This is a genomic window from Anaerobacterium chartisolvens (assembly GCF_003337415.1).
GTDB classification, from domain to species: Bacteria; Bacillota; Clostridia; order Acetivibrionales; family DSM-27016; genus Anaerobacterium; species Anaerobacterium chartisolvens.
The window spans coordinates 1-17,127 of sequence record NZ_QPJT01000020.1 but is presented as its reverse complement, the minus strand read 5'-3'; the positions used below and the strand labels follow the sequence as shown (position 1 = coordinate 17,127).

Here is a 17,127-nt window from a genome sequence, read left to right as displayed (position 1 = left end):
TAAGGCTTGAATATAAAAAAAAATGTTTGACAAAGCATGATATATCTTAGAAAATAAGTAAAGAGTGATTTATTACTATTATACTAAATTTAAGGAAGAAGTGCGGAAGATACTATGAATTCAAATAATAATCCCAAAATGCTGAGAAGCATAGGAAGCTACATATCGGAATCATTCAGGTTTTATAACTTAAAAAGTGAATATACGGCGCCTTTGGCCTTTGTGCTTATATTGGCGGTATATTTTTTCGGTTCATATCTGTTTGCCCCCGACATGCAAAATATTGATATAATTGACACTCAAGGCCTTATAAAGCTGGGAGGGGTTTTGTCACATGTTCTGATTGTTTCTTTTTTCTCCAATATTGTTATTAATGTGATAGCCTCAATATATCTTGCCGCTTATATTGGCGAGCTCAAAGGCGGTGCTTGCCCGGTAAGCAAAATACCCGGCATAAATGTCAGAAATATTGTAAGAATTTTTATCGCACATATTATTATTTATGGCATAATTCCCATCGCGGCATATCTTATGAAGAGCGAGAGCTTAATGATGATTGTCAGCATAGGCTTCTCTTTAATGGTTATACCGTTTGTGATAGTCTATATTATAGTTTTTTTCAATAACTGCTTTATACTGGATGGCAACAAGGGCGTTATAGCCTCCTTTAAGCGGAGTGCCGCTTTAAGCAAGGGACATAGGCTTGAAATATTAAGTGTGGTATTAATTTTTAAATTCATGACCTCAATACTTTTATTTTTTGCAAGCTCTTTTTTTGCAACGTCTGCAAGCGGGCTTGTTCAAAATTTTGTGGTTTCCTTTGCAAGCGGGCTGTTTGCATTGATGGAGATGAGAATAATTGCGTTAATGTATTTTGACCTGCAATACGGGAGAAGGAATACCGGCACTAGCCCTTCTGCGCATGGGTAATTTGCCAATAGGTTTCATTTGTGACCGTGCCGCTTTCCCACAGCTTATAATCTCTCTGGAAGGCCTTCACTGCCTGTGTCATTCCCTGCCCGAAAATGCCGTCGGGGTATCCGGTATAGTACCCCAATTCCTTTAAGTGTTTTTGAACCTCAAGCACATCGGAGCCGACGTCACCGTTTCTCAGTATCCGGAAGGGCTTGTTTTTATGGATAATTGTCACTGCGGTTCCGTGGGGAACAAGCTTATACAGCTCCGCCACATCCTTATTGTTCATTCGTATGCATCCCTTTGAGGAATTGGATTTCCCTATAAACCAGGGATATATTGTACCATGTATACCGTATTTGCCCCAGGGGACATTAAACCCAAGCCATGCGCCGCCAAAGCCTTCCCCCCATGTATCCTTGCTGATAATTTTCCATGTCCCCAGAGGCGAAGGGGTAGACGGCCCGCCTCCCGAGACGGGATATGTTTTTAGAATTTCACCATCCTTATATACGTACATTGTAAATATATCGAGGTTAACGTATATGTAATATCCTTTTGCGGAGATTGAAAAGGAGGAATCCTCAGAAAGCGGCACAGAGGGCTGCTCAAGAGAGGACTGCTCATAAGACTGGCTGGCATGATGGTAACTGGTATGAAAGTCGTCAAGTATAAGTATGTTGTCATATAAATAAAAAATTACAAGACAAAAGAGCCCTCCACATAAAACATAAATAAACCTTTTTGGCAACAAAACACCATTACCTCCGACAATACTTAAAGCTATAGTTAAATTATATGAGGATAGCTGCTGTTATATAATACACATGGTATTAATTTTGTGTATTTTCTATAAAGGATATATCTATTTCCATAATGCCCCCAACGCTTAGGTTAAGAGGTATGGACACCGTTGTAAGCTTATTCAGTGAGAACTGCAGGTTATCTCCTGTAAGCAGGGTAGGAGGAGTAATGTCTATTTTAAGACCCTTGCCGTAAAAAACGGTGGCGGTATTCCCCATAATCATGTTTCCAAGCTCCGACAAGGCACTTTTAGCCATTTCATCCAGCTCGTTTACAGGAGAACCCATCATCATAACCGATGCAATTTTACATGCTGTGGCCTTATCTATTGAAAAGACCGCCTGCCCCTTTATCGTGCCCGTTATTCCAACTATAATTACAACATTGCTGCTGGTATAAGGGGAGGTTTTGACATATATCTTTCCAAGAGTTATATCAATACCTGCTACTTCTTTTAAAACAGTTTTACTTGCCTCAATAAACGGGTTAATATATTGGACGTTCATATATAATAGCTCCTATATCTTAGTTAGGCTTATTATAACTCAAAGAACTGCTAAAATCAAGCATATATAGAGCAAGGAACCAGAAAGGGATTGGAATAGAACAGATATAAATCCCGTGAGTTCATACTATATAATTTAGGCTTTTGCATTTCGGATAACGGAGGATGTAAAATAATATCCTCCAGAATAATTTCTACTCTAACTATAGAAGCATGTATACCTGTAGAAGACGCTTGTGAATTTAATTAGCCTAAATTATATCACGGTTACGCATTCCGGGGAAATTATTCTTCCGGAAATTATTTTACATTTTTTAGATAGTTTATATCTTAATTCATATAAAAAGGATGGGATTGATAAGATTTATAATTTTATAATTTTTATAATATACTATTGACATTAACGTTACGTAAAGGTATATAGTTATGCTGTCAGGAGGCGAAAGCATGGAATATACGGTGCAAAAGCTTGGAAAAATAGCGGGCATAAGTACAAGGACATTAAGATACTATGATGAAATTGACATTCTTAAGCCGGCAAGGATCAATTCCTCAGGGTATCGCATTTACGGCAAGGCGGAGGTAGACAGACTGCAGCAAATACTGTTTTACAGAGAGCTGGGAGTAAGTCTCGAAGAAATAAAAAGTATTTTTGCCGCATCCTCCTTTGATGTATTAAAAGCATTGAGAGGACACCGTGACAGGCTTCTTGAGAAAAGAGAGCAATTGGATTCGTTGATTGAAAATGTCAATAAAACAATTGCGGAAAGAGAGGGAGGCATTAAAATGAGTGATAGAGAAAAATTTGAAGGCTTCAAGAAAAAGCTTGTTGACGACAATGAAAAGCAGTATGGAAAGGAGACCCGTGAGAAATATGGGCATGAGGCTGTGGAAAGATCAAACGGCAAAATGCTGAATATGACACAAGAGGAATTTGACAGAGCCTCCGCACTTGAAAAGGAGGTGCTGGACACGCTCCAGGAGGCATTTAAAACGGGCAATGCTGAGGGTGAGTTGGCGCAGAAGGCGGCAGACCTGCACAGGCAGTGGCTGAGTCTTTACTGGGACAGCTATACCAAGGCGGCTCATGCCGGTGTTGTGCAGATGTATACAAGTGACGAGAGGTTTAAGGCATACTATGACAGAGAGCCGGGGATGGCTGAGTTTTTAAAGGATGCGGTGCTTATTTATACAGCAAAGCAGGCATAAGGCCCAATAAAAAATACCACTTTTGTGGGGCTGGAGGATATAAAGCTTTTGTGATTGTTGTTTTGTTTTCGAACCTCTGGTCTTGCGGTTTCCCCTCACGCCTTGTATATTTCAAGGAAAATATATAGGATTTTTGTGAAAGGAGCGATTTATTAATGGCGGAGTGTGAAGCTTTGGGTGGTTAATCATTAACGCATAAGTTTTTCCAACTGCAAAAGAGGAGAAAAAGCTGAAAAGCCTTAAGGCAAAGGTGTTTGAAGGAAATTTTTCTCCTTTTGAAAAATTTCCTAAAACGACTGGAAAAAATTGCTGAAAGTGCTATAATGAGTAGGAAAGAGGGAAAATGGCAAAAGCTGAAACCCGCTTTCTATGTTGGTTGAACCTTAACATGGGATGTATTGAAATATCCTATTGCTTCACCGGGGCGCAGTCCCGTATTTGGTTGAACCTTAACATAGGATGTATTGAAATCGGAAGGCCAGACTGTTTGCCCTGCTGCTGATAATAGGTTGAACCTTAACATGGGATATAGGCCGTAGGGAACGCCCCCTGTGGCGTTCCTCTCACAAACGGATACCGCAAAAGTCAAAGCCCTGTCGAAGCTTAACTCGACAGGGCTTTAATGATCTGAAACAGAAAATTCTTCAAAGACGATAACTACACCATGTGTTTAGGTTTCTGCCAATAAAAAAAGGGGACGCTTCTGCATAAATTGCATACAGCATATAATAAAGCCAATTTATTAAACAGCTCTGCAGGTAAAATTTATATAGTCAAGGACTCGCTTGTATATCTCGATTTTCCGATAACCTGTTTAATGCATAGCAGAAAAAGGCCCCTGCACTCTGTGCATGACCTATCTATAAATACTTTTATCTTAAAAGCTTATCCAATTTGAATTAATGAATTGAAAGCATTGCAATACCGCATATTTTCCTTAAGCAGCTTGAACCCCTCATTTGACAGTCTTGATACTCCGCCTGCTGATATATTGCCTATATATTTGCATATGCTTTTATGTGTATACCCACACAATGTCCTCATTATATAAGTTATAAAGGCCCTGTTTTTGCTGGTTTCCCGGCTGTGCTTCCTTCTTAAGCCTTCTTCAAGCCTTTCTCCAAGAAATTGGCCTGCCTTTTGTATTATCTCCTCGGGGACTCTATTCCTCACAATATAGCTTTTCTCACTGTTATACACATTTTCGGTGTACGCCTTTATAATGCTGTCGTCCACTTCCTTCATTATGCCGGTATCTCTCATTGATTGGGTGAAAGCCCTGTACTTTTCCCGGGCTGTTTTTTTGTCTCTTCCAAAGTGTGCAAGTATAAAGCTTACGTCCACTATTTCTTCAAGGTCTTTCCTCCGGCCTGTGTAGATTCCATATGACGAATACCTGTAAAGCTCCTCTTTTCCTGCATATTCCGGCAAATCCTTAGGATTGTTGTGGATATACGCAGACAGTGTCAGGCTGTATGTATCGCTGTCTACTATAGAGCTGGCAAACCTGCCTTGATACAGGTGCCCATGGCGGTCGTATTTCCTGTTGAAGTACGCCACATACGCATTGTTAAGACAGCGCATGAATAACGATATGTCATATCCGCAAGGGTTTATATAAATATGGACATGATTGTCCATAAGGGCATAAGCGTATATTTTGCAGCAATATTTATCTATATACCGCTTTAGCAGCGCAAGATAGTAGTCCTTATCCTCGTCGCACTGAAAAAGGTCTATTTCGCTTATGCTCCTGGACATAACATGATACATGCATTCTTCAGATTTTTTTCTTGCTGCTCTTGGCATTATAACCACCTCTTGGATCTATTATATAAGATTAGGTATAATGTGTCAAGAACAAATGTTCTAAAAGAAGAAGCGTCCCCATCCCGGCTTCCACTTGGTGTCGGCAAAATCTTTGAGGTCCCGGAAATGCAGGCGTTGTCAAAGAAGTATGGAAAATCCATAGCCCAAATCTGCATCCGCTGGAGCCTGCAGAGGGGATACCTGCCTTTACCAAAGTCTGTGACACCCGCACGGATCAAGGAAAACACGGAGGTGTTCGATTTTGAACTGGAAGTGGAGGATGTCAGGCTGATTGCCGATTTGAAAGGCTGTGTCGGCTATTCCCCTGATCCGGATACCATTATATGGTGAGGAAGGGGAAAAGGGGATGCTCCGGTGTCCTCTTTCCTGCCTTTTGTCTGCGCACCAGGCTTATCCGGATTGAATAATGGCTTGTATCAGGTTGGCAATCAAGCTTTTTTCAACCATAATGTTTTGTTGAAATTTATTTGTTATGCGACTCACTAATTTAGGATCTTTTTTTACATCATACTTTACTATAAGATTTCTTAAAGAAAGATAATCATCTTTCAAAGTGGAAAAGCTTTCTGTTAAACTAATACCACCCGGCAGATACCCGTTCTGAACCAAATATTTTACCCTCATATCCATTAACAGCTTGTGCTCGTAAAAAAGGTGAAACGGCCTTATGTCTATATAATCCTCACCTGCTGAAAGATTGCTAAGATCTTCAAAAATTCTTCTGAAGGAATCAAAGCCAAAATCACATTTTTGATCCTCCGATACGTCAACTGTTCTTTTGGAATTGAGGTAGCTGTCCAGACTTAAAAGTACCTGTTCTAGATCAAAATCGCAGGTAATGTCATCTTTTGGCTTTAATAAGCGTACATCTGTCAGAAGAGTATACTTTCCTTTTACACTCCAATAGCCGTTTTCCAGCTCTTGAAAGGTGCACTTGATTTGGATAAACTTACCGTATTCCAGATTGTCTGCAGCATAGACAATCTCTTTCTCCAGATCATAGCCGAATATAAAGATTTCATGAGGATTATGCTCCTTTAAGTAACAGTCTGATTTTGGGATATAGTAGCGGTCTGCAAATAAAAACAGATAAAAATCAGAATTGACCGAATCAATTATTAATTGTTTTAAGGATTTATTCCATTTGGATATTATTAAGCTTTGCGGAAAACAATAATATGCTATATATGGACAGTCACTTAAAAGTAAGCGGTGATTGTCAAAAACGTACATTCCCCATGCGGGGGCATACCTGATTTGTATAAAATTATTAAATATCCATGGCCACATCCTATCATGCATAATTGAAAATAGAATTCCATATGTTGTGTATGTATTGACAATTGGGTCATGTGTATACAAAATTTTACTATTCATGAATTTAGGCCTTTCATGTGCTTGAAGATCATTATCTCCTGGTTTAACCAATCCAAAGGGTTCCCTTCCCATATGATATACAATAGCACTGCGGGTAATATTTCTGTAATCTGCTTTCACTTATAAGAATTAAGAGCTGAGACAATAAGCCAATGGGAATATTTCTATTACATATTATTGCATAATTTAAAGCATATTGCAATAATAAAAGGGTCTCGCCATTTCACGGTGATTTCATGAAGAAATATATAGACAATGAAGAAATTAAAGGGAAAGACAAGGGAAAGGGGACGCTTCTATTGACATTAACGTTACGTAAAGGTATATAGTTATGCTGTCAGGAGGCGAAAGCATGGAATATACGGTGCAAAAGCTTGGAAAAATAGCGGGCATAAGTACAAGGACATTAAGATACTATGATGAAATTGACATTCTTAAGCCGGCAAGGATCAATTCCTCAGGGTATCGCATTTACGGCAAGGCGGAGGTAGACAGACTGCAGCAAATACTGTTTTACAGGGAGCTGGGAGTAAGTCTCGAAGAAAGAAAAAGTATTTTTGCCGCATCCTCCTTTGATGTATTAAAAGCATTGAGAGGACACCGTGACCGGCTTCTTGAAAAAAGAGAGCAATTGGATTTGTTGATTGAAAATGTTAATAAAACAATTGCAGAAAGAGAAGGAGGCATTAAAATGAGTGATACAGAAAAATTTGAAGGCTTTAAGAAAAAGCTTGTTGACGACAATGAAAAGCAGTATGGAAAGGAGAACCGTGAGAAATATGGGAATGAGGCTGTGAAAGGATCGAACGACAAACTGCTGAATATGACGCAAGAGGAATTTGACAGAGCCTCGGCACTTGAAAAGGAGGTGCTGGACACACTCCAAGAGGCGTTTAAAACGGGCAAGCCTGAGGGCGAGCTGGCGCAGAAGGCGGCAGACCTGCACAGGCAGTGGCTGAGTCTTTATTGGGACAGCTATACCAAGGAGGCTCATGCTGGTGTTGTGCAGATGTATACAAGTGACGAGAGGTTTAAGGCATACTATGACAGAGAGCCGGGAATGACCGAGTTTTTAAAGGATGCGGTGCTTGTTTATACAGCAAAGCAGACATAAGGCCCAATAAAAAATACCACTTTTGTGCAAAAACCTCTTGTCCTTCCAGCACAAAACATATATAATACCGATAGGAAAATAAAATAGTGCGGCATCCTGTGGAGGGTCGAGACTCCACAGGCTTGCGCAGGTGAAGACCCACCCACACAACAGCTTTCCAAGCTGTACCGCACATACCTTATTATAAGTCCTTTTGCCCTATTAAGCAAGAGGAGCTTACAATTATTGTATTGTGTTTGTGTTGCACTCCGATTAGCGATATTCGGCGCTGTGCATGGGATGGACCCTGCATGGTGCTTTTTATTTTCCTTAAAAGAACATGGCGTATGAGGGGGAGGCTTTTGTGGGGCTGGAGGATATAAAGCTTTTGTGATCACTGTTTTGTTTTCGAACCTCTGGTCTTGCGGTTTCCCCCTTACGCCTTGTATATTTCAAGGAAAATATATAGGATTTTGTGAAAGGAGCGATTTATTAATGACGGAGTGTGAAGCTTTGGGTGGGGAATCATTAACGCATAAATTTTTCCAACCGCAAAAGAGGAGAAAAAGCTGAAAAGCCTTAAAGTAAGGGTATTTGAAGGAAATTTTTCTCCTTTTGAAAAATTCCCTAAAACGACTGGAAAAAAATCGCTGAAAGTGCTATAATGAGTAGGAAAGAGGGAAAATGGCAAAAGCTGAAACCCGCTTTCTATGCTGGTTGAAACTTAACATGGGATGTATTGAAATAAATACCGCTGCAATTGGCTCCGCAAATATGATGTGTTGAACCTTAACATGGGATGTATTGAAATTGTAGAGTTTTAAGCATATGCCTCCATGTCTCTAACGTTGAACCTTAACATATGATGTATTGAAATTATTGTGATTTTAACTTGTTGTAAGTATCTTTATTTGTTGAACCTTAACATGGGATGTATTGAAATATGTTCAGAATTGCATCGAGCTGTTTTTCTTCGTCAGTTGAACCTTAACATGGGATGTATTGAAATGCTACAGGATTTGCACCAGCTCTTACAGCCTCTTTGGGTTGAACCTTAACATGGGATGTATTGAAATAAAATATTAAACAATGTGTGCATTAAGTACTTATCAGTTGAACCTTAACATGGGATGTATTGAAATGAATCCATAAGTCCTACGCAGGCCAGAGGCAGGCCTAGTTGAACCTTAACATAGGATGTATTGAAATTATAGAGCCGCTATTATACCTACAACCTTAATCTTAGTTGAACCTTAACATGGGATGTAGACCGTTAGGGAACGCCCCCTGTGGCGTTCCTCTCACAAACGGATACCGCAAAAGTCAAAGCCCTGTCGAAGCTTAACTCGACAGGGCTTTAATGATCTGAAACAGAAAATTCTTCAAAGACGATAACTACACCATGTGTTTAGGTTTCTGCCAAGATACATGACATTTTCAAAATTTCAATACATTTTGATGTTAGGGTTAAAATTTTTTGATATATAAATAATAACATAATATGTATTAACATACAAATTAAATATACAACACTAAAATCTTATAAATAATAAATCAAAATATAGCACTAAAAGTAAATGTATGTATTGACATACGCCTAAATTTGGTATATAGTTACTATATTATACAAAAAATCCTTTGAAAATGTAATGTAAATAACCTTTAATTTAAAAATTAGGTATGACCTTACAATTTATACTTACGCTATATTCCTGCTGCTAAAGTTTAAAGCCAGTTCATATATAAATTTTAAATACCTAAGGAGGGTCAAAGATGCAGTATTATGAGCTTGTCTGCACAGCCTATCTTCTTGAGGATGTCCATTATACCTATTCCAACCAAATGCTGTCATCCTTCATAAACAAGGCAATGTTCCTTGACGGGGAGCTTGCTGAAAGGCATAAGAAAAATACCTTCAAGCATTACGTCTTCTCAAGCCTCTTTCCTGTGGATAAGGAGAGTAAGACATACCACGCGGGCAATGTTTATGTTTTCAGGGTGAGAAGCCTCGACAGAAATATGATACTCAAGTTTAAAAATCTGTTTCCCGATATCCGGGGAGGGCTCAAGGTGATAGCCTCTGAAATAAAGGTTCAGAAATACCGCTTTATCAATGAGCTTACCACAATTACTCCGGCACTTGCTACAGTAGAGGGAAAGCATTGGATAAGAGACGATGACATAATATTATTGCAGGAGAGGATGCAAATAAACCTTCTTAAAAAATACAACGATTTTTTCAATGAAGCTCTCCAGCCGTCGGGAAGCTTCATTCAGGGCCTGTATATATTGAATCATAAGCCCATAGCCTTAAATTATAAGGACACCAAGCTCATAGGAAACAAGTTCAAGCTGGCTGTAAATCAGGATGAGTGTTCTCAGCGTCTGGCATTCATTGCTATGGCAGAGGGGCTCTTAGAGAAGAATTCCAGCGCGGGGCTTGGCTTTTGCAGTGCAAAGTAAGGGGGAGTAAAGGGATGGTAAATGATTTTGCGGCACTGTTTGAAAAGGCCTATGATGCGCATGGAGACAAAATGATACTGGATTCATACGTTCCCGACAACGGGCTGTATATAAGGATTAACCCTGACGGCTCCATGGAGGGCAAGGCCATAAACAGAAAAGCCTTTGAGGACATAAGGGATCATGAGCTTGTCAAATGGTTTAAGAGCGCCGACTATTACAGCAGGCTTATTGACATGAACAAGCCTATAGACCCTAAGAAAACCATTCACAGCAACAACTACCTGTCGGTATTTATAAAAAAGGATATTTTCCCCGGCGTGGGCAAGGGGGACAAGCTTTTGTCGGAGGATGAGCTTGAAGCCAGCCTTGAACGGTATTTTCAGGTGTTCAAAAAGCCAAATGGGGAACGCTATGACGCAAAGGCACTTGAGCTTATTGAGGCTTCGGGAATACCTGAAACGGAAGGCGGCGAGGTTGACCGCTGCAAGGACTTTATACTTGGCAATCTTGATTCTATATCGGAACTTATAAGGTCGCATGAATTTGACAAGTATATAAAAATTTTCTTTCATGCCGCAATGGAGACGTATATACTGGAATGTAAAAGGTATCTGATTCCTAAGATTTTTAACGACAACAAATACAATATTAAAATCAACGATATGTTAGTCGGCCTTTCCAACAACAACATTGGGTTTAATTCAAAAAAGCCATATCTTAACCACAAAAGCACTAATTATGATGTTTCCTTCAGGATAAGCATAAAGGATGCAATCCTTGTAAAAAAGTTCTTTGACTGGCTGGAGTGTCAGGAAAGCGATGTGCTGCGTATTCCGTATGACTATGATTTTGCAGGCGTATTAGGAGAGGAATACAGGGAGAAGGCCTTCTACTATATCCATTTTACAAGGGGTACGACGCTTACGGTTGAGGAATTTGACTATGTACCTGAATACACAGGTAAAATGGAATTTACACTGTACAATTACCTTGACATACACTATAAGGAAAAGGACAGCGACAGAAGGCTTCCCGTAGAGGATAAATACATAAGCAGTCTGCGGGAGCTTGAGGACGAGGTAAGCCGAACCTTTTTTAACGGCAGGCTTAAATATTCATACTACAAGGAGCCTAAGGATATCAAGATCAAGACGGGGGAGTTTTCCAAAACCATGATGGATGTTCTCCTTATATCCAGAAATGCTGCTAAGGACTACTTTAAAAAGGGAATAAAGGATGCTTTTTATGAAGCAATGTACAAAATGAGCCTTTTGCTTGTTAAGGAACAGGCGAGAATGTCGGACGACATATATTTTGACAGGGCGGCGCGGGCCTTGAACTTAAGGTTTTCGCTTCTTGAATATTTTAACGGGAGGGACAGTGACATGGGAGGAAGGGTTAGGCTTATGCTTGATGCCATGCAGAATAAATTAGAGGATAATAATGCGTATGACTGTGAGAACGACAGCGAGTTTTACTTTTTCGCGGGACAGGCGGCTTATTATCTTCTAAAACAGAGCGAGGCAAAGGACAAAAAAATGGGGATGATTGAGCCCTTTTTAAGGGTTAATTCACCGGAGCAGCTAAAGGCTCAGATAAAAAACGCTTTCATAACATATAATCATGCCATTTACCTTGAAGGCAAGAGGTTTAAAAAGGTGTTCAGCATGATACAGGGCTATACTGCGGGAGGCGACATGCGATCCAACGACGACATGTTTCTGGCTGGGTTTATGGCGGAGAATGTTTTACTTAAAAAGGATGAATAGGAGGGTGCTTTTATATGAAAAACAGGGTTTACGGCGTTGCAGCCATTAAAAGCGTTATGTCCAACTGGAATGCGGATTTTACGGGAAGGCCCAAGAGCATAAGCAGGGGGGATATTTTCGGAAGCGATAAGGCATTTAAATACCCCATCAAAAGGATGTGGGAGAATGATGGCGAGAAGGTTATATATATAAAGTCATATAAAATAGACGATAAGGCAAAGGGTGAGGAGAAGGACAAGCTGCAGCCCAGAGATCTTGCCGAGAGGTACATGTATGTTTTCCCGGGTGCCATGCTTGAAAAGGGCACCTCCTCAAAGGAGGTATTAAAAAACCTTTTCTCCGCCATTGATGTAATGAGCTTCGGTGCTACCTTTGCCGAGAAGGATCAGAACATAAGCATAACAGGGGCGGTTCAGGTGGGACAGGGCTTCAACAAATACGACGGCACAATAGTCGAGTCGCAGGACATATTATCTCCCTTCAGAAATTCGAGTGACAAAAAGGAGGATGCCAGCGCCACCTCACTGGGGACTAAGGTTGTTGCGGATGAGGCGCATTATTTCTACCCGTTCAGCGTAAATCCCTTTAATTACAACGAGTACATAGGGATAGTGGATAGCTTTGAGGGCTATACCAGAGAGGCGTACCAAAAGTTTAAGAGAGCAAGCCTCGTGGCTGCCACCGCCTTCAACACAAACAGCAAGTCGGGCTGTGAAAACGAGTTTGCAATTTTTGTGGAGTGCAGGGAGGGTGCGGACTTGTACCTGCCCCCGCTGGACAGGTATGTAAGGTTTAACAAGGGGACGGAGAGGGATGAAATAGACATAACGGGTCTTGACTTCTTAAAGGGCTTTGGAGATAGCATAGAAAAAATTGAGGTATATTATAATCCGTTGACCGTTTCGGTCAAGACAGGCTTGAAGGATTCGCAGACCGACTATAACGAGCTTAATATTTTTTCGGGGCTTGAGATATCTTAGCGGAAGGAGACAGGCCAAGGGAATTAACAGGCCTTAGTTTTTAATATGAGGGCTTTAAAATTTAAACTTTCCGGGGCAACAGCCTTTTTTAAAAAGCCTGATGTAAACTCCTTTGCGTATTTTACCTACGGGCATATACACAAAATAGCGGTGCTGGGAATATTGGGCTCGGTGCTTGGGCTTGGTGGATATGCGGCGCAGGCGGAAAGGAAAAAGGGGAAGAGGGCAGCAGGTAAAAAGGCTGCTGGCAAGAATACGGAAAATACAGATGAATATCCTGAGTTTTATCAGGTGCTTAAGGGTGGAAAAATATCCATACTTCCCCAAAAGGGGTATTTTACAAAGAAGCTTCAAGTTTTTAATAACAGCGTGGGATATGCAAGCAGGGAAAAGGGAGGCAACCTCATAACCAGAGAACAGTGGCTGGAGAACCCCTGCTGGCATATATACGTTCTGGAGGACGGGCTACCGGAGGAGGTTTTTAGCAGACTGGGGGAATATATGACGGCAAGCAGATGTGTATACATGCCTTATCTGGGCAAGAACGATCACTCGGCGGTTATTGAAGAATGCGGGGTTGTTGAGCTGAAGAAGGCTGGGGGCAGCCGCATTGACTCCATTTTTATAAAGGGTGCTGCTGTGTTGGGAGAGAATACGCTGGATGAGGACGAATTGGAGTTCTGGTATAGCGAGGTTATGCCGGTGGGACTTAACGGCTGCTACAATTTTTATGAATTTGAGCAGCTTATGATGACTAACAGGTCTGTAAGCAACGTGGCTCAGATGCCTGATGTATACGAATGCGGAGGCAGGGTGCTTGCTTTCTTTTAGCCGATTGGAGGAATGCCTGTGAATTTTTGCAGACTTGAGGATATCTTTGACTGTGGGGAAAAATTTTACGCACACAGGGACAGCAAGGGAATAAAGGAAAAGGAGACGCTTTGCGAGCACCTGTCTCTTACGAAGAAATACCTTATGCTGTTGCTTGAAAAGAAAGGCATAGAAGATATTGTACATGGTATAGCGGGAAACATGAGGCTTGATGGCTCAAAGCTTAGTGAGGACTACGTGGAGCTTATTTCCGATATGTTTTTCAATGCCGTATATTTGCATGACACCGGCAAAATTAATCCGGGCTTTCAAAACAGAAGGATGGAAAACGAGAGGTTCAGGCGCAGCAGGGAAGGAGGAGGGCATTCCCTGCTGTCCGCGCTTATATTCATTGATATTTATACCCCTGTTATAACCGGAAGGTATCAGGGCGACATGAAGTTTTATATGATGAATATATTGTATTCATTTGCTTACCAGATCTCGCGGCATCATACATACCTTAAAAGCCTTAGCGGTTTTACAGACCTGCTTGAGGCAAAAAAGAGGGAGAAATCATCGCTGGCCTGCTACAAGCCCGGCAGCGCCGACCGGGTGAATACCGTCCATTTTAAAAAGAGATTGGAGCGCCGGATAGCCCGTCATATTGACGGAATAGAGTTTTACATACTGAACAAGCTGCTTTTTTCATTGATCCTTGCATGTGATTATTACGCCTCTTATGAGTATTTCAATTCCAATGCTATTCAAGATATAGGCATTATTGAAAATGTTGAGAAGCTGCTTTCAATATACGGGCAGTACCATGTCTGCAAAGGGATTGAGAAATACAAGGCAGACAGGCAGCATTTTAAGGAAATGCCTATAAACGCCCTCAGAAGCGAGTTATTTATGGAAGCCGAGAGGAGCCTTTTACAAAGCATGGATAAGGGTATATTCTATTTGGAGGCGCCTACGGGTGGGGGAAAGACCAATATTTCAATCAATCTTGCATTAAACATAATAAAAGAGGACAGGCGGTATAACAAAATATTTTATATTTTCCCCTTCAATACACTTGTAGAGCAGACAAAGGAAACCTTTTCAGAGGTATTTGGAGACAGCCTGAAATTTACAGTTATAAACTCAATAACCCCCATTGTTACGAAGGAGGAAGAGCAGACCGATGCCGACGACGGCAGAGCGGATTATGAAAAGAGCCTGATTGACAGGCAGTTTCTCCATTATCCCGTTGTACTGACAACTCATGTGAATTTGTTCAACATTCTTTTCGGGACGGGAAGAGAGGCCAACTTTGCCTTGTGCCACCTGTGCAACAGCATAATCATACTGGACGAGATACAGAGCTACAGGAACATAATATGGAATGAAATAATATTATTTCTGGACAAATACTCAAAGCTGCTGAACATGAAGATTATTATTATGTCGGCAACCCTTCCCAGGCTTGAGGAATTTCTGGATATGGGGCAGGAGGATAAAATGCTTTCATACCTCATAAAGGACAGGGACAGATTTTTTAAGGCTCCTTTTTTCAAAGACCGTGTTAGGCTGGATTTTCAGCTGCTTGAGGATAAGGAATTCAGCCTTGACCGTCTGAAAGAGTTTTTGGAGGAGGTTATAGCTAAAAGAGGCTGTGTGGGTAAAATTCTTTTTGAGTTTATACGTAAGAGTACGGCAAGGGATTTTTACAACAGGATAAAGGGAAGAGATCAAAGGGTAGTAGAGCTGACGGGAGACGACAATAAATTTTTCAGAAACAGTCTGCTGAAAGAGATCCAAGAGGCGCGGGACATAATTGTGGTTGCCACTCAGGTTGTTGAGGCGGGAGTAAATATTGACATGGACATAGGCTTTAAGGACATATCCATACTGGACAGCGAGGAGCAGTTTTTGGGAAGAATAAACCGATCCTGTACAAAGCTGGGATGTGAGGCATATTTCTTTAATCTTGACGATGCCTCCAAAATATACGGTAATGACGTCAGGACGCAGATGGACTTAAGGGATACTGAGTATCAGCAGTATCTTGCAGACAAGGACTTTTCCGGATTTTACAAAAGGTGTATAGACATACTTAAGGAACGAAATTCCGAATTAAATAAAAACAGCATAAACGCGTTCATATCACAGGCATTGGAGCTTGAGTTTTTAAAAGTTCAGGAGAAAATGAAGCTTATAACTCAGGAGACATTTCAGCTATATCTGCCGTACATTTTGGAGGATGGAGAAAATACAATAGACGGATATGAGCTGTGGCATAAATACAGGGAGCTGTGCCTTGACGGAGGCATGGAGTATGCCCAAAAGAAGGTCTGGCTTTCACGGCTTTCGGAGCAGATGGCGTATTTTACATACACAATCATTGCCTTTGACGCCGCTTCAAAGGATGCCATACGGCTGAAATGCCCCAACAGCTTCGGCAGTTACTTCTATGTTGACGAAGCGCAGAGGTTTTTAACTGAGGATAAGAAGTTTGACAGAAAGGAATTTATGAATTACAGCGGAGGTATATTCCTATGAGGTGGGGTGAGGGGACGCTTCTGCATAAATTGCATACAGCATATAATAAAGCTAATTTATTAAACAGCCCTGCAGGTAAAATTCATATATTGTAGGACTCTCTTGTATATCTTAATTTTCCGAGAATGTGCTTGAAGGGGATAGCGTCGCAAGGCGAGGCAAGGTGTGGCAAGTAGATACATTGTCTGAACAAGATTAAAGGATAGACAAGATTAAAAACAAAAGTACACTTATCCTGTAAATGTTTTTAATCTAGTAATCGTGTTAAGACAGCTTGGGTGAGGGGACGGCAGGTAAAATTTATATAGTCAAGGGCTCGCTTGTATATCTCGATTTTCATACAACCTGTTTAATGCATAGCAGAAAAAGGCCCCTGCACTCTGTGCATGACCTATTTATAAATACTTTTATCTTAAAAGCTTATCCAGTTTGAATTAATGAATTGAAAGCATTGCAATACCGCATATTTTCCTTAAGCAACTTGAACCCATCATTTGACAATCTTGATACTCCGCCCGCCGATATATTGCCTATATATTTGCATATGTTTTTATATGTATACCCGCATAGTGTCCTCATTATATAAGTTATAAATGCCCTGTTTCTGCTGGTTTCCCGACTGTGCTTCCTTCTTAAGCCTTCTTCAAGCCTTTCTCCAAGAAATTGGCCTGCCTTTTGTATTATCTCCTCAGGAGCTCTATTCCTTACAATATAGCTTTTCTCACTGTTGTACACATTTTCGGTGTACGCCTTTATAATGCTGTCATCCACTTCCTTCATTATTCCTGTTTCTCTCATTGATTCGGTAAAAGCCCTGTACTTTTC

13 protein-coding genes and 1 pseudogene are annotated in these 17,127 nt (G+C 40.8%); 9 read left to right on the top strand and 5 right to left on the bottom strand.

Features of this window, described 5'->3' with window-relative positions; translation table 11 throughout:
- Window positions 1–114: 114 nt before the first annotated feature.
- Window positions 115–930, top strand: coding sequence for a hypothetical protein (locus DFR58_RS15600; protein WP_114298785.1), 816 nt, complete (start codon window positions 115–117; stop codon window positions 928–930).
- Here the strand turns inward: DFR58_RS15600 and DFR58_RS15595 are convergent.
- Together DFR58_RS15595 and DFR58_RS15590 are read right to left on the bottom strand one after the other, a co-directional pair.
- The gene (locus DFR58_RS15595) at window positions 908–1,666 is read right to left on the bottom strand and encodes a L,D-transpeptidase family protein (protein WP_242987676.1); all 759 of its coding nucleotides are present in this window, start codon (window positions 1,664–1,666) and stop codon (window positions 908–910) included. The two genes, DFR58_RS15600 and DFR58_RS15595, sit on opposite strands and share 23 nt — an antisense overlap.
- Window positions 1,667–1,748: 82 nt before the next feature.
- Window positions 1,749–2,225 (bottom strand): chemotaxis protein CheX, encoded by a 477-nt coding sequence (locus DFR58_RS15590; protein ID WP_114298784.1) that lies wholly within the window; start codon window positions 2,223–2,225, stop codon window positions 1,749–1,751.
- A gap of 446 nt (window positions 2,226–2,671) precedes the next feature.
- On the opposite strand from DFR58_RS15590, the gene DFR58_RS15585 reads away from it, so the two are divergent.
- On the top strand, window positions 2,672–3,433 hold the full coding sequence (locus DFR58_RS15585) for a MerR family transcriptional regulator (RefSeq protein WP_114298783.1): 762 nt from the start codon (window positions 2,672–2,674) through the stop codon (window positions 3,431–3,433).
- Between the two features lie 885 nt (window positions 3,434–4,318).
- On the opposite strand, the gene DFR58_RS15580 is transcribed toward DFR58_RS15585, so the two are convergent.
- Window positions 4,319–5,242: a transposase gene (locus DFR58_RS15580; protein WP_114298782.1), complete on the bottom strand. Its 924-nt coding sequence runs from the start codon at window positions 5,240–5,242 to the stop codon at window positions 4,319–4,321.
- A 126-nt stretch (window positions 5,243–5,368) separates the two neighbouring features.
- Here DFR58_RS15580 and DFR58_RS15575 point away from each other — a divergent pair, with 126 nt between their 5' ends.
- Window positions 5,369–5,593, top strand: coding sequence for an aldo/keto reductase (locus DFR58_RS15575; RefSeq protein WP_341457408.1), 225 nt, complete (start codon window positions 5,369–5,371; stop codon window positions 5,591–5,593).
- Between the two features lie 60 nt (window positions 5,594–5,653).
- Here the strand turns inward: DFR58_RS15575 and DFR58_RS15570 are convergent, their stop codons facing one another.
- Complete coding sequence (locus DFR58_RS15570; protein WP_147273192.1) at window positions 5,654–6,565, bottom strand: hypothetical protein; 912 nt, start codon at window positions 6,563–6,565, stop codon at window positions 5,654–5,656.
- 427 nt (window positions 6,566–6,992) lie between these two features.
- On the opposite strand from DFR58_RS15570, the gene DFR58_RS15565 reads away from it, so the two are divergent.
- The 6 genes from DFR58_RS15565 (at window position 6,993) to cas3 (ending at window position 16,302) form a co-directional block, all read left to right on the top strand.
- Complete coding sequence (locus DFR58_RS15565) at window positions 6,993–7,754, top strand: MerR family transcriptional regulator (RefSeq protein WP_114298780.1); 762 nt, start codon at window positions 6,993–6,995, stop codon at window positions 7,752–7,754.
- Between the two features lie 1,752 nt (window positions 7,755–9,506).
- Window positions 9,507–10,196: a CRISPR-associated endoribonuclease Cas6 gene (locus tag DFR58_RS15560; protein WP_114298779.1), complete on the top strand. Its 690-nt coding sequence runs from the start codon at window positions 9,507–9,509 to the stop codon at window positions 10,194–10,196.
- A 14-nt stretch (window positions 10,197–10,210) separates the two neighbouring features.
- Window positions 10,211–11,968 carry a hypothetical protein gene (locus tag DFR58_RS15555; protein ID WP_114298778.1) on the top strand — a complete coding sequence of 586 codons (1,758 nt, stop codon included), beginning with the start codon at window positions 10,211–10,213 and terminating at the stop codon, window positions 11,966–11,968.
- A 14-nt stretch (window positions 11,969–11,982) separates the two neighbouring features.
- Entirely contained in the window at window positions 11,983–12,948 is a 966-nt protein-coding gene (locus tag DFR58_RS15550) for a type I CRISPR-associated protein Cas7 (RefSeq protein WP_114298777.1), read from the top strand.
- 45 nt (window positions 12,949–12,993) lie between these two features.
- Window positions 12,994–13,779 carry a type I-B CRISPR-associated protein Cas5b gene (gene cas5b / locus DFR58_RS15545; protein ID WP_114298776.1) on the top strand — a complete coding sequence of 262 codons (786 nt, stop codon included), beginning with the start codon at window positions 12,994–12,996 and terminating at the stop codon, window positions 13,777–13,779.
- Between the two features lie 12 nt (window positions 13,780–13,791).
- Window positions 13,792–16,302 carry a CRISPR-associated helicase Cas3' gene (cas3, locus tag DFR58_RS15540; protein ID WP_114298775.1) on the top strand — a complete coding sequence of 837 codons (2,511 nt, stop codon included), beginning with the start codon at window positions 13,792–13,794 and terminating at the stop codon, window positions 16,300–16,302.
- Window positions 16,303–16,722: 420 nt separating this feature from the next.
- On the opposite strand, the pseudogene DFR58_RS21920 reads toward cas3, so the two are convergent.
- Window positions 16,723–17,127: pseudogene (locus DFR58_RS21920) on the bottom strand (hypothetical protein); the annotation flags it as partial.